Raw genomic sequence first — 19,916 nt, 5'->3', positions numbered from 1 at the left:
GGCTCTCCCGTCCCGTCGCATCGGCACCACGCGCACAACGGTCGGCATCCGGCGCACAAGGCCGGGCGGCGGGGGAGGGGCGCCCGACGGACGCCCGTCCGTCGGCCGGGGCCCGCCGGGCGTTGACCGATTGCCTCCTCCTGGAAGGCCCGGGCGCTCGCTACCGTGCTGGACGCGCTCCAGACCGAAGAGCGCGGAGGGGGACGGGCCATGCCCACAGTTTTCGACACCTCGGACCTTCCCGTGGAGGACCGGACAGCAGCCTGGTGGGAGCTCACGTCGACGGCTCTCATACCGACGGACATCAGCTTCGCCCGGGGCACGGGGGCCGGAGGGGCGGAAGAGGCGAGGGCGAGCATCCTGAGCCTGGAGCTCGGGAGCGCCGCCCTGTCGTCCATGCGCTACAGCCCGCTCGTCTCGCGCCGCACGCCCCGCATGATCCGGCAGTCGGACCCGGAGTTCTACCAGGTGGCCGTCATCGGAAGCGGTCGGCAGGGGATCGACCACGTGGGCAACCGGGTCCTGCTGCGGCCCGGACAGATGGTCGTCTACGACAGTTCGAGGCCTTTCGACGCGTGGGTCGGGAGCGGCGACGGCCTCTCGCGCTCCATGGTCCTGCAGTTCCCGAAACGGCTGCTGCCGCTCTCGGGCGACCACGTGGACCGGCTCCTGGGCACGCCCCTGTCCACGAGCAGCGGCATGGGACGGGTGCTCGCCGATCTCCTCCGCAGCGTGAACGAGGAGCACCGCACGCTGTCGCCGTCCGACCTGTCCCGCCTGGGCACCAGTCTGATCGACCTGACGGCCACGGCACTGGGCGCCCGGCTGGGGAGGACGCCCCCACTGGCACCGGAGTCGCGCTCGGAGCAGTTCTTCCTGCTGATCAGCGCGTACATCGAGGAGAACCTGCGCACGGACCTCACGCCCGAGCGGATCGCGGGGGTCCACGGCATCTCGCTGCGCTACCTCCAGCGGATCTTCCAGGAGCACGGCACCACGGTGTCCGGGACGATCCGTCGCCGCCGCGTCGCCCGCTGCTCCCGGGACCTCGCCGACCCGGCGCTGCGGCACCTGGCCGCGTACGTCATCGGGGCGCGCTGGGGCCTCGGGACGGCCTCGCAGTTCAACCGGGTCTTCGCCCGCGAGACGGGCCTCTCGCCGGCCCGCTACCGACTGGGCGCCACGCACGGCTCCCGGTCGTCCCCGGTCACCCCCGGTCGTTGACGAGGGCGTGCGCGCGCGAGGGCTCCGGGAAGCGCGGGCCGCGGCCGCGGGCGCTTCCCGGGCCTTCGCCTCCCCGATCGTCCGGTGGGCGCGTCAGGTGCGGCGCAGCAGCAGCTTCTGGAGTTCGCGGGCCGCTCTCGGCGGCGCCACGTCGCTGCGGTGCGCCAGCGCGATGGTGCGGCGCAGGCCCGGCCGCGCGAGGGCCGTCACCCGCAGGTCGCGCCCCGCGCGCGCCGCGACCATCGCCGGCACGACCGCGAGCCCGAGCCCCGCCCGTACGAAACCGAGCACGGCGTCCAGCTCCCCGCCCTCCACGGTGAACGTGGGCTCGAAGCCCTCCGCCCGGCAGGCGGCCACGGTCAGCTCCCGCAGGTCGTAGCCGTGCCGGAACATCACGAGCGGCTGGTCCCGCAGGTCCTTGATCCGTACGGGCCGCCGCGGCGACCGCTCCGAGGCGGCGGAGACCACGACGAGGTCCTCCGTCAGCAGCTCGACCGTCGTCAGGGCGGGCGAGGGGGAGGGCAGCGGCAGCACCACGAGGGCCAGGTCGAGCGCCCCGCGCGCCAGCTCCCGCACGAGGTCGTGCGAACCGCCCTCCTCGATGAGGAGCTCGATCCCCGGGTGCAGGTCGTGGAAGGTCCGCAGCACGTCCGGGAGGAGCCCGGTGCACAGGCTCGGCGTCGCCCCCAGCCGCACCCGGCCCCGTTTCAGCTGGGCCAGCTCCTGCACCTCCAGGCGGGCCGTCTCCGTGTCGGCGAGGATCCGCCGCGCGAGCGGCAGCAGGGCCTCGCCCGCGTCGGTGAGGGTGATGTTCCCCCGGGCGCGGCTGAACAGCTCCGCGCCCAGCTCCTGCTCCAGGGCCTTGATCTGCTGGGAGAGCGAGGGCTGCGAGACGTGGACGCGTTCGGCGGCCCGGGTGAAGTGACGGGTCTCGGCCACGGCGACGAAGTAGAGGAGCTGCTGGAACTGCATGGCGCCAGCGTAGAGGACGTGAATAGGTACAGCCTATCGAGATGAGCCGGACCATGTCTTGGACCTCTCGGGTCCTCCGGCCCTAGCGTCGAGGACATGGCTCTGGCACCCACGAGGGAGCGGACGGCAGCCCGCCCGCCGTCCCCCACACCCTCCCGCGGATTCTGGTCGTCGACCCTCGGCAAGAAGACGGTCATGGCCGTCAGCGGGCTGATCATGCTCGGCTACCTCGTCGCCCACGTCGCCGGCAACCTCAAGGTCTTCTTCGGCCCCGAGGAGTTCAACGCCTACGGCCACTGGCTGCGCGTCATGGGCGCCCCGGTCCTGCACCACCACTGGGCCCTCTGGATCGTCCGGGTCGTGCTCCTCGCCGCCGTCGTCGCCCACGCCGTCTCCGCGTACCAGCTCAGCCGGCGCGACCTGAGGGCCCGCCCCACCGCGTACGTCCACCGCCGCAGGCGCGCCTCCTACGCCACCCGCACGATGCGCTGGGGCGGGATCATCCTCGCCCTCTTCATCGTCTGGCACCTCCTCGACCTGACCACCGGCACCGCCCACCCCGGCGGCTTCGAGGAGGGCAAGCCCTACCAGAACGTCGTCGACACCTTCTCCACCTGGTACGGCGACGTCGTCTACATCACCGCCATGCTCGCCCTCGGCCTCCACGTCCGCCACGGCTTCTGGAGCGCCGCCCAGACCCTGGGCGTCGGCAACGCCCGCCGCGAGCGCCTCCTCAAGGTGCTCGCCAACACCCTCGCGCTCGTCCTGACCGCGGGCTTCGTCTCCGTCCCCGTCGCCGTCATGACCGGAGTGGTGAGCTGACATGAGCTACCTCGACTACACGACCGGTGAGCCGATCACCGACACCAAGGCGCCCGCCGGGCCCGTCGCCGACCGCTGGGACACCCGCCGCTTCGAGGCGAAGCTGGTCAACCCCGCCAACCGCCGCAAGCACCGGATCATCGTCGTCGGCACCGGCCTCGCCGGCGGCTCCGCCGGCGCCACCCTCGCCGAGCAGGGCTACCAGGTGGTCCAGTTCTGCTTCCAGGACTCCCCGCGCCGCGCCCACTCCATCGCGGCCCAGGGCGGCATCAACGCCGCCAAGAACTACCGCAACGACGGCGACTCCATCCACCGCCTCTTCTACGACACCGTCAAGGGCGGCGACTTCCGGGCCCGCGAGTCCAACGTCCACCGCCTCGCCCAGATCTCCGTCGAGATCATCGACCAGTGCGTCGCCCAGGGCGTCCCCTTCGCCCGCGAGTACGGCGGACTCCTCGACACCCGCTCCTTCGGCGGCGTCCAGGTCTCCCGCACCTTCTACGCCCGCGGCCAGACCGGGCAGCAGCTCCTCCTCGGCGCCTACCAGGCGCTGTCCCGGCAGATCGCCGCCGGGAACGTCGAGATGCACGCCCGTACGGAGATGCTCGACCTGATCGTCGTCGACGGGCGGGCCCGGGGCATCGTCGCCCGCGACCTGATCACCGGACGGATCTCCACCCACTTCGCCGACGCGGTCGTCCTCGCCAGCGGCGGCTACGGCAACGTCTTCTACCTGTCGACGAACGCCATGAACTCCAACGCCACCGCCGTCTGGCGGGCGCACCGGCGCGGCGCGTACTTCGCCAACCCCTGCTTCACCCAGATCCACCCCACCTGCATCCCGCGCACCGGCGACCACCAGTCCAAGCTGACCCTGATGAGCGAGTCGCTGCGCAACGACGGCCGCATCTGGGTGCCGAAGGCGAAGGGCGACACGCGTCCCGCCGCCGAGATCCCCGAGGACGAGCGCGACTACTACCTGGAGCGGATCTACCCCTCCTTCGGCAACCTCGTCCCCCGCGACATCGCCTCCCGCGCCGCGAAGAACGTCTGCGACGAGGGCAGGGGAGTGGGCCCCGGCGGCCAGGGCGTCTACCTGGACTTCGCCGACGCGATCCGCCGCATGGGCCGCAAGGCCGTCGAGGAGAAGTACGGCAACCTCTTCGACATGTACGAGCGGATCACCGCCGAGAACCCGTACGAGGTCCCCATGCGGATCTACCCCGCCGTGCACTACACGATGGGCGGACTCTGGGTCGACTACGACCTCCAGACCACGATCCCCGGCCTCTTCGCCATCGGCGAGGCCAACTTCTCCGACCACGGGGCCAACCGGCTCGGCGCCTCCGCCCTCATGCAGGGACTCGCCGACGGCTACTTCGTCCTCCCGGCCACCATCAACGACTACCTCGCCCGCCACCCGTCGAGCGAACCCCTCGACGACGACCACCCGGCGGTCCGCGACGTCCTCGCCGAGACCGAGGACCGCCTGAACCTCCTCCTCTCCGTCGACGGCGACCGCACCCCCGACTCCTTCCACCGCGAACTCGGCGAACTCATGTGGGAGTACTGCGGCATGGCCCGCACCGAGGAGGGCCTGACCGAGGCCCTGCGCCGCATCCCCGAGATCCGCGAGGAGTTCTGGCGCCGCGTCAAGGTCCCCGGCACCGGCGAGGAGTTCAACCAGTCCCTGGAGAAGGCCAACCGGATCGTCGACTACCTGGAGCTCGCCGAGCTCATGTGCCTCGACGCCCTCCACCGCGCCGAGTCCTGCGGCGGCCACTTCCGCGAGGAGTCCCAGACGGCGGACGGCGAGGCCGCCCGCCGCGACGAGGAGTTCTCGTACGCGGCGGCCTGGGAGTTCCGGGGGGCCGGGGGCCGTCCCCCGGGCGAGCACGGCGCCGGATCCGCCCCCGTCCTCCACAAGGAGGACCTCACCTTCGAGTACGTCCACCCCACCCAGCGGAGCTACGCATGAGGATCGACCTGCGCGTCTGGCGCCAGAAGAGCGGCGACACCGAGGGGGCCATGGTCACCTACGCGGTGGACGGCGTCTCGCCCGACATGTCCTTCCTCGAGATGCTCGACACCCTCAACGAGGACCTCATCCTGCGCGGAGAGGACCCCGTGGCCTTCGACCACGACTGCCGCGAGGGCATCTGCGGCGCGTGCAGCCTCGTCATCAACGGCGACGCGCACGGGCCGGAGCGCACCACGACCTGCCAGCTCCACATGCGCTCCTTCCGCGACGGCGACACCATCGACGTCGAGCCCTGGCGCGCGTCCGCCTTCCCCGTCGTCAAGGACCTCGTCGTCGACCGCTCCGCCTTCGACCGCGTCATCCAGGCCGGCGGCTACATCACGGCCCCGACGGGCTCGGCCCCCGAAGCCCATGCCACACCGGTCCCGAAGGCCGACGCGGACTCGGCCTTCGAGCACGCCGAGTGCATCGGCTGCGGCGCGTGCGTGGCGGCCTGCCCGAACGGCTCGGCGATGCTCTTCACCTCCGCCAAGGTCAACCACCTGAACGTCCTGCCCCAGGGCTCCCCGGAACGCGAGACCCGGGTCCTCGACATGGTGGCCCAGATGGACGCGGAGGGCTTCGGCGGCTGCACCCTGACGGGCGAGTGCGCGACCGCCTGCCCGAAGGGCATCCCGCTCCCGTCGATCGCGGCGATGAACAGGGAGTGGCTGCGGGCGCGGCGGAAGGCGGGCCGGGGCTGAGGCCGGATCCGGACAATCCGAGGGCGTGGGCTCCGCCACACGCGGCACCCCGGCGCGAAAGATCGTTCACGGAATGATCATCTTCTCCGCAAGATCTTCGCTCCGGGGTGCTCCCGCGCACCGGAACAGCAAGATCGCATCCGTTCAAAATTGCACTTTTCGCGGCAAGTTGACCACTTCGCGACCAACCGCCGGCCGGAGATTTCCGCCGCGCCGACGCCCCCGGGTACTGATGGGTCCTGCCGGGGGCATATGACCAAACCCCCGGTCGTACAGACCATCTGGGGGTTTCTCATGTCCAGCATCACCCGCCGCCGGGCCCTCGGCGTCGCGGCAGGCGCCGCGGGCGCCGTCGCGGTCCTCGCCCAGGCGGGCCCGGCCGCCGCCTCGGCTCCCCGCGCGGCCGCCCCGGCGGCCGACTCCGACCCGGCCTCCTTCGACGAGGTCTACCAGGGCCGCCGCATCCAGGGCGGGCCCGCGCACGGCGGCGGCCACCACGGGGGACACCACGGGGGCGGCTACTCCGTCACCATCGACGGTCGGGAACTGCACGTCATGCGGAACGCCGACGGCACCTGGATCAGCGTGATCAACCACTACGAGCCCGTCGCCACGCCCAGGGCGCTGGCCCGCGCGGCCGTCCGGGAGCTCCAGGGCGCCCCGCTCGTACCCCTCACCCTCGGCTGACCGATCCAGGAGCGGCACCACCATGACCGTGCGCAAGAACCAGGCCACCCTCACCGCCGACGAGAAGCGGCGCTTCGTCGCCGCCCTCCTGGAGCTCAAGCGCTCCGGGCGGTACGACACCTTCGTCACCACGCACAACGCCTTCATCATGAGCGACACCGACGACGGCGACCGCGTCGGCCACCGCTCGCCGTCCTTCCTGCCCTGGCACCGGCGTTTCCTCCTGGAGTTCGAGGAGGCCCTCAAGTCCGTCGACGCGACCGTCACCCTGCCCTACTGGGACTGGACCGCCGACCGCACCTCCCGCTCCTCGCTGTGGGCGCCCGACTTCCTCGGCGGCACCGGCCGAGCCCGGGACGGCCAGGTCACGGACGGCTCCTTCGCCCGGACCGGCGGCCGCTGGCCGATCAACGTCCGCGTCGACGGACGCGACTACCTGCGGCGCGACCTCGGCGCGGGCGGCCGACAGCTCCCCACCCGCGCCGAGGTGGACTCCGTCCTCGCCATGGAGACCTATGACACCGCCCCCTGGAACAGCTCCTCCGACGGCTTCCGCAACCACCTGGAGGGCTGGCGCGGGGTGAACCTCCACAACCGCGTCCACGTCTGGGTCGGCGGCCAGATGGCCACCGGCGTCTCCCCCAACGACCCCGTCTTCTGGCTGCACCACGCCTTCGTCGACAAGCTGTGGGCCGAATGGCAGGCCCGCCACCCCCGCTCGGCGTACCTGCCGGCCGCGGGCACCCGGAACGTCGTGGACCTCCACGACACCATGCGCCCGTGGAACGACGTGACCCCCGCGGACATGCTGGACCACACGCCCCACTACACCTTCGACACGGCGGCCTGACGGGCTCCGGACCCTCCCCCCGCCCCGGGCGCCCCCACGGGCGCCCGGGGCGGGGACGGGGCATTTGCCGACATCAACGGATGATCCAGGGGAAAAGGAGGAATCGGGGACGCCCGCGCCGGGTACCCGGGCCTTCGCAGGCCGCGAGGCGCGCACGGTCCGTGTCGCGCGCCGTCCACCGGGCCGCACCGAGGGAACGAGGAGGACACGTGACCCGGCAAGAGTCGGCGCAGGCACCGTGCCGGCAGCAGGAGGAACCGGACCCGAACCGGTGGAAGGCGCTCGGCGTCTGCCTCGTCGCGGGCTTCATGACCCTCCTCGACGTGTCGATCGTGAACGTCGCGCTGCCCTCCATCCGCTCCGGGCTCGACACCGCCGAGTCGGACCTCCAGTGGGTGCTCTCCGGGTACTCGCTCGCCTTCGGCCTCTCCCTCATCCCGGGCGGACGGCTCGGCGACGCGCGCGGCCGACGCAGCGTCTTCATGGTCGGCCTCGCGCTCTTCACGCTCGCCTCGGCCTCCTGCGGAGCGGCCCAGTCGAGCCTCTGGCTGGTGGTCTCGCGGCTGGTGCAGGGAGCGGCCGGAGGCCTCGTCTCACCGCAGATCTCCGCACTCATCCAGCAGATGTTCCGGGGGGCCGAGCGCGGCAGGGCCTTCGGGATGTTCGGCACCGTCGTCGGCATCTCCACCGCCGTCGGCCCCCTCCTCGGCGGGCTGCTGATCCAGGTGGCGGGAGCCGAGGAGGGCTGGCGCTGGGTCTTCTACGTCAACCTCCCGATCGGGATCGTGTGCCTGTTCCTCGCCCGGCGGCTGCTGCCCGACACGCCGGACGCCAAGCCGGTGCGGCTCAGCCGCCTCGACCCCGTCGGCGTGGTGCTCCTCGGCGCCGGCGTCCTCGCCCTGCTGCTGCCCTTCGTCCAGTCCCAGCAGTGGTCCGGGAACGGGAAGTACCTGCTCGTCCTCGTCGCCGCCGCGCTGCTCACGGCCTTCGTGGGATGGGAGCGCCGCTGCGCGCGGTCGGGCCACGAGCCCCTCGTCGAACTGGAGCTCTTCCGCGTCCGGTCCTACTGGCTCGGCTCGCTGCTGATCCTGCTCTACTTCGCGGGCTTCACCTCGATCTTCTTCGTCAGCACGCTCTACCTGCAGAACGGACTGCACTACACCGCGCTCCAGGCCGGACTCGCCATCACCCCCTTCGCCCTGGGCGCGGCGTTCGCGGCCGGGATCGGCGGCCGGCTCGTGAACCGCTTCGGCCGGCCGCTCGTGGTCCTGGGCCTGGTGATGGTGACGATCGGCCTCGCCGGTACGGCGTTCGCGGTGCACCAGGTGCCCGGCCGGGGCGCGGGCTGGGCGATGCTCGCCCCGCTGCTCCTCGCGGGGCTCGGCAGCGGCCTGGTGATCTCCCCGAACCAGACCCTCACCCTCTCCGAGGTGCCGGTGCGCCGCGCGGGCAGCGCCGGAGGCACCCTGCAGACCGGCCAGCGGGTCGGCTCGGCGATCGGCATCGCCGCGGTCGGATCGGTCTTCTTCGACCAGGTCGCCCAGGACGGCTGGGCCACCGCCTACGACCACGGCCTCCTCGTCTCGATCGCCTTCGTCGGGGCCGCGCTCGCCGCGGCCCTCGCCGACGTGGTGGCGGGCCGCCGCGCCGCCCGCCGCTGACCCCCGCGCGCCCGGACGGACCCGTCGCGGCGGACGCGCCGCCGAGCACGTCCCGGCGCCGTCACGGGATGCGGAAGCCGCGGAAGGCCACGTGCTTCCGGCTGGTGAAGCCGAGCCGCCCGTAGAGCGCGATCGCCCCGGTGTTCTTCTCGGCCACGTGCGGCAAGGGGTGCTCGTGCCGGTCCAGGACGCGGGCGACGAGCGCGCCCGGGAGGAGGGCGGCGCACCCCTGTCCCCGCGCCTCGGGGCCGGTGCGGACGGCGCTGATCTCGGTCCGGCCCGGCGGCCGCAGGCTCCCCCGGCCTTCGGCCGGGGGCGCCCCCATCCCGCTGCGCTCGCCCGCCATGGCCACCAGCCTGCCGCCCGCCCGGATCCCGAGACAGGTGCCGAGTGCGCGGGTCCGCGGCCAGAACGGCCCCGGCCGCGTGCGCGCGGTCAGGTCGGGCACCTCGGGCACGTCGGCCGCGCCGGGTTCGACCACTTCGGTGCCGGCCGCGGCCCGGGCCGCTCCGGGCAGCGCACCGGCGGCCGGACCATCCGCCGGCCTTCGAGGACGAAGACCGGCTCCCGGCCCGGCGGCGGGACCGCCGTGCAGCCGAACATGTCGGCGAAGGCGTTCCGGCCGAGGACCCGGGCGAGCGGACGCCCCGCGCAGACCCGGCAGACCCGTGCGAGGGGCTCCTCAGGGCCGCCCGGAGAGGGCCCGGGCCAGGTACGGCGCGGTGCGGCTGTCCGCCGCCCGCGCCACGCGGTCCGGGGGACCCGCCGCCACGATCCGCCCGCCCCGGTCGCCGCCGCCCGGGCCGAGGTCGACGACCCAGTCCGCGGTGGCGACGACGTCCATGTCGTGCTCGACGACGATCACCGAGTGTCCGGCGTCCACGAGGCCGTGCAGCTGGCGCATCAGGACCTCGACGTCCGCCGGGTGCAGACCGGTCGTCGGCTCGTCGAGGACGTACAGGGTGGGGGAGCGGTGCGGCCGCTGGAGCTCGGAGGCGAGCTTGATGCGCTGTGCCTCGCCGCCGGAGAGCTCGGTGGCCGGCTGTCCGAGCCGCAGATAGCCGAGGCCCACGTCGAGGAGGGTGCGCAGGCTCCGGGCCGCCGCGGGGGTGTCCTCGAAGAAGGCGGCGGCGGACTCGACGGTCAGGTCGAGGACCTCGGCGATGGTGAGGCCGCGCAGCCGCACCTGGAGTGTCTCGGCGTTGTAGCGGGCGCCGTGGCAGTCGGGGCAGGGCGCGTACGTACTGGGCAGGAAGAGGAGCTCCACCGAGACGAAGCCCTCTCCCTGGCAGGTCTCGCAGCGCCCTCCGGGCACGTTGAAGGAGAAGCGGCCCGCCTTGTAGCCGCGCGCCTTCGCCTCCTCGGTCTCCGTGAAGAGCTTGCGCACGACGTCGAACAGCCCCGTGTACGTGGCGAGGTTGGACCGGGGGGTGCGGCCGATCGGACGCTGGTCCACCGTCACCAGACGGCCCACGCCCTCCACCTCCCCGGTCAGCGCGTCGACGAGGGTGGACTTCCCGGAGCCCGAGACGCCGGTGACCGCGGTGAGGACGCCGACCGGGAAGGAGGCGTCCACCGCCCGCAGGTTGTGCCGGGTGACCGGCCCCGGGCGCAGCCAGCCCGTCGGTTCCCGCACCGTCCGCGCGGGCGCGGGAGCCCGGTCGAAGAGGAACCGCCGCGTCGCGGACGCCTCGACGCCTGCCAGTTCCTCCGGCGGACCGCTGTGCAGCACCCGCCCGCCGTGCACTCCGGCACGCGGGCCGACGTCCACGAGCCAGTCGGCGTGGCGTACGACGTCGAGGTGGTGCTCGACGACGAAGACCGAGTTCCCGGCGGCCTTGAGCCGGTCGAGGACCACGAGCAGGGCCTCGGTGTCGGCCGGGTGCAGCCCGGCGGAGGGCTCGTCGAGGACGTACACCACGCCGAAGAGGCCCGAACGCAGCTGCGTGGCGAGCCGCAGCCGCTGGAGCTCGCCGTTGGACAGGGTGGGCGTGGCGCGGTCCAGGCTGAGGTAGCCGAGGCCGAGTTCGGTGACCGTGCCGATCCGGGCGACGAGGTCCGCGGTGAGGACCCGCGCGGTCTCCGGGGCGTCCTCCGTCGCCGCCGCCGTCGACAGGAGGCCGGACAGGGCCGTGAGCGGAAGCGCGGCGAGCTCGGCGACGTTCCGGCCGGCGAAGGTGACCGCGAGCGCCTCGGGCCGCAGCCGGCCGCCGCCGCACGCCGGACAGGGCGCGCTGGTGAGGAACCGCTCAGCCTTCGCCCGCAGGGACGGGCTCTTCGAGTCGGAGAAGGTGCGCAGGACGTAGCGGCGCGCGCTCATGTACGTGCCCTGGTACGGGCGTTGGATGCGGTCCGCCTCCCGCACCGGGTGCACCGTGACGACCGGCTGCTCGTCCGTGAAGAGGATCCACTCCCGGTCCTTCGCGTCGAGCTCCCGCCACGGCCGGTCGACGTCGTGGCCGAGGGTGTCGAGCACGTCCCGCAGGTTCTTCCCCTGCCAGGCGCCCGGCCAGGCGGCGATCGCCCCCTGGCGGATCGACAGACCGGGGTCCGGGACGAGGAGTTCCTCGCTGGTGTCGTGGATCAGTCCGAGGCCGTGGCACGAAGGGCACGCGCCCGCGGCCGTGTTGGGGGAGAAGGCGTCGGAGTCGAGCCGCACGGCCCCCTCCGGATAGCGGCCGGCCCGGGAGAACAGCATCCGCAGGGAGTTGGAGAGGGTGGTCACCGTGCCGACGGAGGACCGGGCGTTCGGCGAGGACCGGCGCTGCTCCAGGGAGACCGCCGGCGGCAGCCCGGTGATCTCGCCGACCGCGGGCGCCCCCACCTGGTGGATCAGCCGCCGAGCGTACGGGGCCACCGACTCGAAGTAGCGGCGCTGCGCCTCGGCGTAGATCGTCCCGAAGGCCAGCGACGACTTGCCGGAGCCGGAGACCCCGGTGAACACGACGAGCGCGTCGCGCGGGATGTCGACGTCGACCCCGTCGAGGTTGTGCTCGCGGGCGCCCCGGACGCGGACGTAAGGATCGTGGGGGGTGTCGTGCATGGAGGCGACCTTATCGAATGGTCCGCGTTTGCCCTGGTGGCTCCCCTGGGGCTCGACGGTCCCGGCGGTCGCTGGCGGACGCCGACGGCTTTCCTCCGGCGCCGTCAGGCGGCCCGCGGCGTCAGACCGACGGCCCGGGCGAGACGGCGGTACGACCCGCTCAGCGCCGCCCGGTCGTACGTGCTCGTGGTGATCATGACCTCCTGCGCCCCGGTCTCCTTCACCGCCCGCTCCAGCGCCTCCGTCACCTGCTCCTCCGTGCCGTGCACGTGTCCGTCGAGCCCCGCCTCGTAGAAGCCGCGCTGCTTCTCCGTCATCGGCAGCCCCTCGATCCGCTCGGGCGCGGCGAGCGGCGGGAAGACGCCGAGGGTGCGGGAGTACGCGAGGGACCAGGCCTCCGGCATCAGCAGCCGCCGTGCCTCCGCCTCGGTGGCGGCCACCGCGACCGTCCCGGCGACGACCACGTACGGCTCGGCGGCCCACCGGGACGGGCGGAAGGCGGCGCGGTACGCGTCCACGGCCGTCAGCAGCCGCTCGCGTCCGCGCAGGTCGCCGATGACCAGCGGCAGCCCGGCGGCCGCGGCGATCCCGGCGCCCTCCCCGGTCGCGAGGACGAAGGGCGGCACCCGCAGGCCCTCGGCGGGCCGGGCGTGCACCTGGGGGTGGGCCGTCTGCTCGCCGGTGAACCAGCCGAGGAGCTCGGCGAGCTGCTCCCCGAACCGGTCGGCGTCGTCCTTGTCCCGGCCGAGGGCCCGGCGGACGCCGTCCGTGAAGCCCACCGACCGGCCGATCCCCATGTCGATCCGGCCGGGGAAGAGGGATTCGAGCACGCCGAACTGCTCGGCCACGACGAGCGGCCGGTGGTTCGGGAGCATCACCCCTCCCGTACCGACCCGGACGGCTGAGGTCGCGGCGGCGACGGCGGCGGCGAGCACCGTGGGCGCCGAACCGGCGACCCCGGGCACGCCGTGGTGCTCCGACACCCAGAAGCGGTGATAACCGAGGGCCTCCACCTCCTGGGCGAGGCGCACGGTGGCGCGCAGCGCCTGGGCGGGGTCCTCGCCCTCCCGGGTGCGGGAGCGGTCGAGGACGGAGAAGCGGATGCCGGCGGGGAAGGTGCTCATGGAGGGTTCAACGCGCCGGACGGGAGGAGATTTCCCGCTCCAGCGACCCCTGCCCGCTCCGCTTCGTTGAGCAGTTCGTCGAGCGGTTCGTCGAGCAGTTCGTCGAGCAGGAGGGACCGGGCCGGGCGGAGGCCGACGAGCCGACCGGATGCCGGATGACCTACCTGCCCGCCACCACACCGAACCGACCTGGTGAGGTGGTCGGTGTGGTGGCGGCGACGAGAAGGACGGCGGCGCGCCGGGCCGAGCGGCACGGTGCCGGGCCGGTCACCGCCCCGTGTCACCTCGTGACCGTGGGTCAGCCTGCCGCGGGCACGGCGGGCTGGGACTGGGTGGCGCAGTGGATGCCGCCGCCGCCACTGGCGATGTTGTCGATCTTGACCTGGACGACGGTCCGGCCGGGGTACGCGGCCCGCAGGATGTCGTAGGCCACGCCGTCGGCGTAGCCGTCGCCGAACTGGGGCACCAGAACGGCGCCGTTCACGGTGTAGTAGTTGGTGTAGCTGGACAGGAAGTCCGTTCCCCTTCCTCGGATGTACCGCCGGTCGGGTCCGGGGAGTTCGGTGATGTCCAGTCGGCGCCCCTGCGCGTCGGTGGCGCTCTGCAGGACCTTCTTGGTCTCGTTGTAGACGGCGACCCACTTGCTGCTGGTGCCGGGGCCGGGCTGGTCGAGGATCACCTTGCCGGGCGCGACGAAACGCGCGAGGCAGTCGATGTGGCAGTCCGTGATGTCCTGACCGGCCAGACCGGGGACCCAGATGACCTTGTCGACGCCGAGGGCCCACTTCATCGACTGCTCCACCTGGTCCTGGGTCATGCCCGGGTTCCGGTTGCTGTTCACCATGGAGCTGACCGTCGCCATCAGGGTGCCCTGCCCGTCGGTCTCCAGCGAGCCGCCCTCGCCGACGAACGGAGCCTGGATCCTGTTGACCCCGTACCGGCCGAGCAGGGTCGTGGCCGCGGCGGCGTCGTTGGCGTAGGGCTGGTAGTAGCTCGTGCCGGTCTTGCCCCACCCGTTGAAGTTGGTGTCCACACCGGCGACGGCGCCGGGCGCGACGACGAAGGTGGGGCCGAAGTCACGGATCCACAGGTCGTCGTTGGCTATCTCGACGACCTCGATGCCGTGGTACGCGCCGGAGCCGCAGACGTACCGGGCGTCGGCGGCCTGTGAGGGGCGCGCCAGGACGACGACCGGCTCGAACCGGGAGATGGCGTAGGCCACGCGCGCGATGTCGTTGCGGACGCCGTCGAGCTGCGTGGACCAGACCGACGACAGCGCGGGCCAGGCCATGAAGGTGCGGACGTGAGGGTCGGTCTCCGCGGGGATCCGCAGAGTGGCGCCCGATCCGGCGGTGGCCGCGACGGCGGTCGTGGGCAGCGCGGACCCGAGGGCGGCGAGGGGCACGGCGGACGCGCCGAGTTGGAGAAGGCGGCGTCGGGAGGTGAGGGGCGTGGCCATGGAGGTCCTTCGGTGAGGGGTTGGGGTGAGGGGTCGGGGTTGCGTCGCCCATCCTGACCTCGACTGAAAATTCAGTCAATACTATGGGGGTCGCTGCGGCCGCAGCTCGGACGGGCAGGGCACGGGGTGAGTCGGGGCCGAAGCGGGCGCCCTGTGCGGGGACGGCGCGGCAACGTTCCCTCGGGGCATCGCCACCCGCCGCACCGCACCGCACCCCGGCCGTCGGCCCGGTCGGCGGGTCCGGTCAGGCGTCGGGCTCGCCGGGCTGCTCGTGGGTGGCGCAGTGGATGCCTCCGCCGCCGGAGGCGATCGTGTCGATCCGCAGCTGCACGACCTCCCGCCGGGGGAAGTGCTCCTGAAGGATGGCCTTGGCCCGGTCGTCCGCCGTCCGGTCGCCGAAGCGGGGCAGGAAGACCGAGCCGTTGGCGACGTAGAAGTTGGCGTAGGTGGACACGAAGTCGTCGCCCTCGCCGGTGATCCTGTCGAGGTCGGGCTGGGGCAGGTCGACGATCTCGAAGCGCCGGCCCCGGGCGTCGGTCGCCCTGTCGAGCACGGAGCGGGCCTGGTCGGCCGAGCGGGACCAGGAGTCCGGGGGAGCGCCGGGGAACGCCTGGTCGAGCAGGACCACGCCGGGTGCGGTGAACCGTACGAGGCTGTCCACGTGCGCGTCGGTGATGTCCTCGCCGCGGACGCCGGCCAGCCAGACCACCTTCTGCACGCCGAGGGTCTCGATCAACTCGTCCTCGATCCGGTCCCGGGTCTTGCCGCGGTTGCGGTTGTCGTTGACGATCGAGCTCTCGGTGACGAGCAGAGTGCCCTCGCCGTCGGTCTCGAAGGAGCCGCCCTCGGCGACCAGCGGCGCCCGCTCCCGCGGAATGCCGTACCGGGCCAGGAGCTTGCGACCCACCTGGGCGTCGTTGCCGTGCTCCTGCTTGTCGCCCCAGCCGTTGAAGTTGAAGTCGACACCGATCAGCTCGCCGTCGTCCTCGACGAACACGGGCACGGTGTCACGGGCCCACAGGTCGTCGACCTCCAGGGGGATGACCTCCACCTGCGAGCCGACGGCCCGCCGGGCCGCCGCCACCTGCTGTGGACGGGCCATCATCACCACGGCCTCGAACTCCCCCACCGCCCGGGCGATCCGCGCGATGTCCTCCCGTACGCGGGGCAGCTCGTCCCCCCACACCGAGGCGAGGGCCGGCCAGGACATGAACGTCCGCGTGTGGCTCTCCCACTCGGCACCGAACCTGCGCCCACCGCCGGTGCCGGAGGGGGGCGCGGAGCCGCTCGGAACGGGGCTCGCCCCGGCCCGGGCCGAGTGGTCGGAGCCGCACGCCGTGGCGCCGAGGGCAAGGCCGCCTGCGAGACCGGCGAAGGCGCGCAGGGCGGTGCGTCGGGTGGGGAAGAACTGGTGCACGGCGCCTCCGATCACGGGGCGGCAAGGCTATCCGCCGACGGCGCGCGGGACGCGGTGCCGCGCGCAGGAGCGGCGACGGCCGTTCGTCGACGACGCGGCAAGCCCGCAGGGCGCCCCTCATGAAGGCGGCGGGGACGAGCACGCTCCCCCGCCCGTCGAGGTGACGGGCAGGTCCGTGGTCGCGCCGCGGCTGTGCGCCTCGGAGGAGGGGCCGCCCCGGGTGGCGGTCGGCCGAACCGTGGTCAATCGACCGGCTTGCCGGGCTGGTCGTGGGTGGAGCAGTGGATCCCGCCGCCTCCGGTGGCGATGGTGTCGATGTTCACCTGCACGATGTCGCGCTTGGGGAAGTGCTCCTGGAGGATGCCCCGGGCGCGGTCGTCGGCCTTCCTGTCGCCGAACTTCGGCATGTACACCGCGTCGTTGCCGATGTAGAAGTTGGCGTAGGTCGACAGGAAGTCGTCGCTGTAGCCCGTGATCCGGTCGGGGTCCGGCTGCGGGAGGTCGATGACCTCGAAGCTTCGGCCCTGTGCGTCGGTCGCCTCGCTGAGCACGGCCTTGGCCTGGTCGGAGGAGCGTGACCAGGAGTCGGCCGGCATGCCCGGGAAGGCGCGGTCCAGGAGGATCACGCCGGGCGCGGTGAAGCGGACGAGGCTGTCCACGTGGGCGTCGGTGATGTCCTCGCCGCGTACGCCCTTCAGCCAGATCACCTTGTCCATGCCGAGGAGCTCCTTGAGCTCGGCCTCGATCCGGGCGCGGGACATGCCCGGGTTGCGGTTGTCGTTGACGATCGAGCTCTCGGTGATCAGGAGCGTGCCCTCGCCGTCCGTCTCGAAGGAGCCTCCCTCGGCGACGAGCGACGTCCGGATGCGGGGGACCCCGTACTTCGACAGCAGCTTCCGTCCGACCTGGGCGTCGTTGTCGTGCACCTGCTTGTCGCCCCAGCCGCTGAAGTTGAAGTCGACGCCCGCGACCTCGCCGCCCTCCTCGACGAACACGGGGACGGTGTCACGGGCCCACAGGTCGTCGACGGCGAGGGGGACGACCTCGACGCCCTTGCCGCAGGCCCTCTGGGCGGCGGCCAGCTGGTCCGGCCGGGCCATCATCACGACGTACTCGTACTCCGAGACGGCGCGGGCGATCCGTGCGATGTCCTGACGCACGTAAGGGAGGTCGTCCTCCCAGACCGACTCCAGTGCGGGCCATGCCATGAAGGTGCGGGCGTGGCTCTCCCACTCGGCGCCCAGACGCCGCTCCTCGCCGGTCCCCACACCCGGGCCGGTGGTGCCCGCGGCTCCAGAGGGGCCCGGGTCGCCGGGGCCGCAGGCCGAGGCACCGAGGGTGAGCGCGCCGATTCCGGCGAGCAGACGCAGAGCGGAGCGGCGGGAGGGGCGGAGGTCTGACATCGGGGTCTCCGATCGTGAAAGGCACGCGGGGCCAGGGAATCGGCGGCGGGCATCAGGGGAGGCGGGGGCGTGGACGGCGGGTCCATCGGCCGTCCACGGGGTGCGGGCCCGGCCCTCTGAACGGTCGGTGACGCCTGGCCGAGTATGGTGTGTCATCACTCTGCCACTGACTGAAAATTCAGTCAAGTTCGAGTGGATGTTCCCGGAGCGGAGCCGCCCCCGTGGGGCCGTCCCGGGCGTCCCCTCTCAACGGTCCAGCCGCTCGACCTCGATGGAGACCGCCTCCTTCACCAGTTCGCGGGCGTGGTCCAGAGGCAGTGCGCCGCTGAGCCAGCGGGTGCTGAGACCTTCCAGGAGGCCGGTGAGCCTCTCCGCGGCCGCCGTGAGGGCCGGTGCGGGAGCCGACGGCCGGATGCAGCCCAGGAGGTCCGCGACATCGTGGATCCAGGTCAGCGTGGCCCTGGCGAGGTCCCCGCGCAACTCGGGCTCGAAGACCGCGCTGGCGCGCAGCTCGCCCCAGGCCGTGCTGTTCTCGCGGACCTCCGGGAGGTTCTGGAATTCCAGCAGCAGGGATTGCTCCAGCTCCTGCCGGGCGTCGTGCGGTCCGGCGGTGCCGTCTTCGTCGGACGTGTACCGGTCGGCCCGGTCGCTGATGAACTCCAGGGTGTGGCGGAGGACGCCCGCCCGGTCCTTGAAGTGGTAGTAGATCAGCGCGGTGGACACCCCGGCCTCGGTCGCCAGCTCCTCCATGCGCAGCCCGCGCACTCCCCGCCGTGCTATGACTCGGGCGGCACCTTCCAAGATGGCCCCTCGGCGATCCGTCGCCACGTGATCCCCTCCTCGGTGGTCTGAACCAACAGTGTCGCATATTGACTGAATCTTTAGTTAGAGCCAGTATGCGTCAGTCGCATCAGTCGACACGCCCTTCGTTCCACATCGTCGAAAGAGCCACCGCATGTCCGCTCAGCTTCCTGGTGCACAGCCTGCTCACGCGGCGCTGACGGCCGACGACCCGCGAGAGATCGGTGGCTACCGCCTCCAGGCCCGGCTGGGAGCGGGCGGCATGGGCGTGGTGTATCTGGCGCACACCCCGGGCGGCCGTCCGATCGCCTTGAAGGCGGTGAGGGAGGAGTTCGCGGGGGACCCCGAGTTCCGTCTGCGGTTCGCCCAGGAAGTGGCCAGCGCCGAGCGCATCCACGGCCTGTTCACCGCGCAGGTGGTCGCCTCGGGCGTGGACGCTCCGACCCCGTGGCTGGCCACCGCCTACATCCCCGGCCCGTCCCTGCACCAGGTGGTCCAGCGCCACGGCCCGCTCCCGGTGCGGACGGTGCTGTTGCTCATGGCGGGCGTCGCCGAGGCCCTTCAGGCGATCCATCGTGCCGGCGTCGTCCATCGCGACCTCAAGCCCGCCAACGTGCTGATCGCGGAGGACGGGCCCCGCGTCATCGACTTCGGCATCGCGCGCGCGGCCGACGCGGTCGCGTTGACCGGAACCGGCCTGAGCATCGGTACGGCGGCGTTCATGGCCCCCGAGCAGGCGCTGGGGAAGCCGGTGTCCGCGGCCACCGACGTGTTCGCGCTCGGCGCGCTCATCGCGTACGTGGCGAGCGGCGAGGCCCCCTTCGGGGCGGGGCCGGAGTCGGCCGCCCTGTACCGGGTGGTCCACGAGCGGCCCGACCTCGCCCGCGTGCCGCACGACCTGCGCGATCTGCTGGCCTGGTGTCTGGCCAAACGACCGGAGGACCGCCCCACGACGGCGGACCTGATCGCCGCCGTTCACGCCCATCCCCTGGTCGGGCCCCGCCCGGAGTTCGCCGAGGGATGGCTGCCCCAGTCGATCAGCAGCGAGGTGGCGGGGCGGGCGACGCACCCGGCGCCCGTCCACGCTCAGCCCACCCTCGCGGCGCCGGCCCCGGCCCCGGCGCCTCTGCCTCCGCGGCCCGGGACCGACGCCCCGGTCGAGCCCTCCTCGCGCCGTCGGGCGCGGAAGGGTCGGCGCCGCCTGGTCGTGACGGTTCTCGCCGTGCTGGCGACCCTCGTGACGGCCGGTGGCGCCGTCTACCTCCTCGACGGGCCGGCCGGGGGCGACGCCGCCGGGTCCGGCCCGTCGTACCCCTCGGCCGATTCCTATGCGTCCGTCGGCAAGGAGGTGGAGCTGACCTCCCCCGATGCCTCCTACGAATTCGACCTGAGGTCCGGGAAGGTCGTTCCCGCGGACACCGCCACCTGGTACCTGGCGCGTGACCGGTCGGAGTTCGTCCTCCCGGAGGACGGCGACGCCTTCGTCTCCGCGACGGAGGAGCTCGGCCCCGCCGACTGCGTGCGGGGCATCGACACGGAACCGGTCACCCGGATCGCCTTCGCGGACCTGGCCGACGAGCGGCCCTTCTGCGTCCGCAGCTCCGACGGGAAGAACATCGTCGTCGTGCGGTTGATAGAGGCCCGGGCCGGTGGCGGGGCGGTCACGGCGGCGTTCGAGCGCTACCGCAGTGATCAGTAGGGGCATGGTCCCGATGTGATCATTGACTGA

General features: G+C 72.7%; 16 protein-coding genes. 8 read left to right on the top strand and 8 right to left on the bottom strand.

Features of this window, described 5'->3' with window-relative positions; all coding sequences use genetic code 11:
* Positions 1–210: 210 nt before the first annotated feature.
* Positions 211–1,224: a helix-turn-helix domain-containing protein gene (locus ACFYUZ_RS17830; protein ID WP_389310174.1), complete on the top strand. Its 1,014-nt coding sequence runs from the start codon at positions 211–213 to the stop codon at positions 1,222–1,224.
* A 93-nt stretch (positions 1,225–1,317) separates the two neighbouring features.
* Here ACFYUZ_RS17830 and ACFYUZ_RS17825 read toward each other — a convergent pair whose 3' ends face one another.
* Positions 1,318–2,196 carry a LysR family transcriptional regulator gene (locus tag ACFYUZ_RS17825; protein ID WP_389310172.1) on the bottom strand — a complete coding sequence of 293 codons (879 nt, stop codon included), beginning with the start codon at positions 2,194–2,196 and terminating at the stop codon, positions 1,318–1,320.
* A 195-nt stretch (positions 2,197–2,391) separates the two neighbouring features.
* Here ACFYUZ_RS17825 and ACFYUZ_RS17820 point away from each other — a divergent pair, with 195 nt between their 5' ends.
* From ACFYUZ_RS17820 to ACFYUZ_RS17795, 6 genes are all read left to right on the top strand, one after another.
* Positions 2,392–3,018 (top strand): succinate dehydrogenase cytochrome b subunit, encoded by a 627-nt coding sequence (locus ACFYUZ_RS17820; RefSeq protein WP_389310302.1) that lies wholly within the window; start codon positions 2,392–2,394, stop codon positions 3,016–3,018.
* Between the two features lies 1 nt (position 3,019).
* Positions 3,020–4,996 (top strand): fumarate reductase/succinate dehydrogenase flavoprotein subunit, encoded by a 1,977-nt coding sequence (locus tag ACFYUZ_RS17815; protein WP_389310170.1) that lies wholly within the window; start codon positions 3,020–3,022, stop codon positions 4,994–4,996.
* On the top strand, positions 4,993–5,742 hold the full coding sequence (locus ACFYUZ_RS17810; protein ID WP_389310168.1) for a succinate dehydrogenase/fumarate reductase iron-sulfur subunit: 750 nt from the start codon (positions 4,993–4,995) through the stop codon (positions 5,740–5,742). The genes ACFYUZ_RS17815 and ACFYUZ_RS17810 overlap by 4 nt, the downstream gene beginning before the upstream one ends.
* A gap of 294 nt (positions 5,743–6,036) precedes the next feature.
* A complete protein-coding gene (locus ACFYUZ_RS17805; RefSeq protein WP_389310166.1) occupies positions 6,037–6,429 on the top strand; it encodes a tyrosinase cofactor in 393 nt (130 codons plus the stop codon).
* Positions 6,430–6,451: 22 nt separating this feature from the next.
* A complete protein-coding gene (locus ACFYUZ_RS17800) occupies positions 6,452–7,279 on the top strand; it encodes a tyrosinase family protein (RefSeq protein ID WP_389310164.1) in 828 nt (275 codons plus the stop codon).
* Between the two features lie 209 nt (positions 7,280–7,488).
* On the top strand, positions 7,489–8,940 hold the full coding sequence (locus ACFYUZ_RS17795; RefSeq protein WP_389310162.1) for an MFS transporter: 1,452 nt from the start codon (positions 7,489–7,491) through the stop codon (positions 8,938–8,940).
* A 61-nt stretch (positions 8,941–9,001) separates the two neighbouring features.
* On the opposite strand, the gene ACFYUZ_RS17790 is transcribed toward ACFYUZ_RS17795, so the two are convergent.
* From ACFYUZ_RS17790 to ACFYUZ_RS17760, 7 genes are all read right to left on the bottom strand, one after another.
* Positions 9,002–9,421: a GNAT family N-acetyltransferase gene (locus ACFYUZ_RS17790; protein ID WP_389310160.1), complete on the bottom strand. Its 420-nt coding sequence runs from the start codon at positions 9,419–9,421 to the stop codon at positions 9,002–9,004.
* 201 nt (positions 9,422–9,622) lie between these two features.
* Entirely contained in the window at positions 9,623–11,983 is a 2,361-nt protein-coding gene (locus ACFYUZ_RS17785; RefSeq protein WP_389310158.1) for an ATP-binding cassette domain-containing protein, read from the bottom strand.
* A gap of 104 nt (positions 11,984–12,087) precedes the next feature.
* On the bottom strand, positions 12,088–13,107 hold the full coding sequence (locus ACFYUZ_RS17780; protein WP_389310156.1) for an MsnO8 family LLM class oxidoreductase: 1,020 nt from the start codon (positions 13,105–13,107) through the stop codon (positions 12,088–12,090).
* 298 nt (positions 13,108–13,405) lie between these two features.
* On the bottom strand, positions 13,406–14,566 hold the full coding sequence (locus ACFYUZ_RS17775) for an agmatine/peptidylarginine deiminase (RefSeq protein WP_389310154.1): 1,161 nt from the start codon (positions 14,564–14,566) through the stop codon (positions 13,406–13,408).
* A gap of 244 nt (positions 14,567–14,810) precedes the next feature.
* The gene (locus ACFYUZ_RS17770) at positions 14,811–15,998 is read right to left on the bottom strand and encodes an agmatine deiminase family protein (protein WP_389310152.1); all 1,188 of its coding nucleotides are present in this window, start codon (positions 15,996–15,998) and stop codon (positions 14,811–14,813) included.
* Positions 15,999–16,225: 227 nt separating this feature from the next.
* Entirely contained in the window at positions 16,226–17,386 is a 1,161-nt protein-coding gene (locus tag ACFYUZ_RS17765; RefSeq protein WP_389310150.1) for an agmatine/peptidylarginine deiminase, read from the bottom strand.
* 246 nt (positions 17,387–17,632) lie between these two features.
* A complete protein-coding gene (locus ACFYUZ_RS17760) occupies positions 17,633–18,214 on the bottom strand; it encodes a TetR/AcrR family transcriptional regulator (protein WP_389310148.1) in 582 nt (193 codons plus the stop codon).
* A 127-nt stretch (positions 18,215–18,341) separates the two neighbouring features.
* Here ACFYUZ_RS17760 and ACFYUZ_RS17755 point away from each other — a divergent pair, with 127 nt between their 5' ends.
* On the top strand, positions 18,342–19,886 hold the full coding sequence (locus ACFYUZ_RS17755; RefSeq protein WP_389310146.1) for a serine/threonine-protein kinase: 1,545 nt from the start codon (positions 18,342–18,344) through the stop codon (positions 19,884–19,886).
* The last annotated feature ends 30 nt before the right edge of the window (positions 19,887–19,916 follow it).

The sequence above is a fragment of the Streptomyces sp. NPDC004266 genome (assembly GCF_042874095.1).
GTDB lineage: Bacteria > Actinomycetota > Actinomycetes > Streptomycetales > Streptomycetaceae > Streptomyces.
This window is presented reverse-complemented; position numbering and strand designations above follow the sequence as displayed.

Coding starts and splice junctions, on each gene's coding strand:
- ACFYUZ_RS17830 (WP_389310174.1), top strand. CDS start 211: ATGCCCACAGTTTTCGACACCTCGGACCTTCCCGTGGAGGACCGGACA.
- ACFYUZ_RS17825 (WP_389310172.1), bottom strand. CDS start 2,196: ATGCAGTTCCAGCAGCTCCTCTACTTCGTCGCCGTGGCCGAGACCCGT.
- ACFYUZ_RS17820 (WP_389310302.1), top strand. CDS start 2,392: ATGGCCGTCAGCGGGCTGATCATGCTCGGCTACCTCGTCGCCCACGTC.
- ACFYUZ_RS17815 (WP_389310170.1), top strand. CDS start 3,020: ATGAGCTACCTCGACTACACGACCGGTGAGCCGATCACCGACACCAAG.
- ACFYUZ_RS17810 (WP_389310168.1), top strand. CDS start 4,993: ATGAGGATCGACCTGCGCGTCTGGCGCCAGAAGAGCGGCGACACCGAG.
- ACFYUZ_RS17805 (WP_389310166.1), top strand. CDS start 6,037: ATGTCCAGCATCACCCGCCGCCGGGCCCTCGGCGTCGCGGCAGGCGCC.
- ACFYUZ_RS17800 (WP_389310164.1), top strand. CDS start 6,452: ATGACCGTGCGCAAGAACCAGGCCACCCTCACCGCCGACGAGAAGCGG.
- ACFYUZ_RS17785 (WP_389310158.1), bottom strand. CDS start 11,983: ATGCACGACACCCCCCACGATCCTTACGTCCGCGTCCGGGGCGCCCGC.
- ACFYUZ_RS17780 (WP_389310156.1), bottom strand. CDS start 13,107: ATGAGCACCTTCCCCGCCGGCATCCGCTTCTCCGTCCTCGACCGCTCC.
- ACFYUZ_RS17775 (WP_389310154.1), bottom strand. CDS start 14,566: ATGGCCACGCCCCTCACCTCCCGACGCCGCCTTCTCCAACTCGGCGCG.
- ACFYUZ_RS17765 (WP_389310150.1), bottom strand. CDS start 17,386: ATGTCAGACCTCCGCCCCTCCCGCCGCTCCGCTCTGCGTCTGCTCGCC.
- ACFYUZ_RS17755 (WP_389310146.1), top strand. CDS start 18,342: ATGTCCGCTCAGCTTCCTGGTGCACAGCCTGCTCACGCGGCGCTGACG.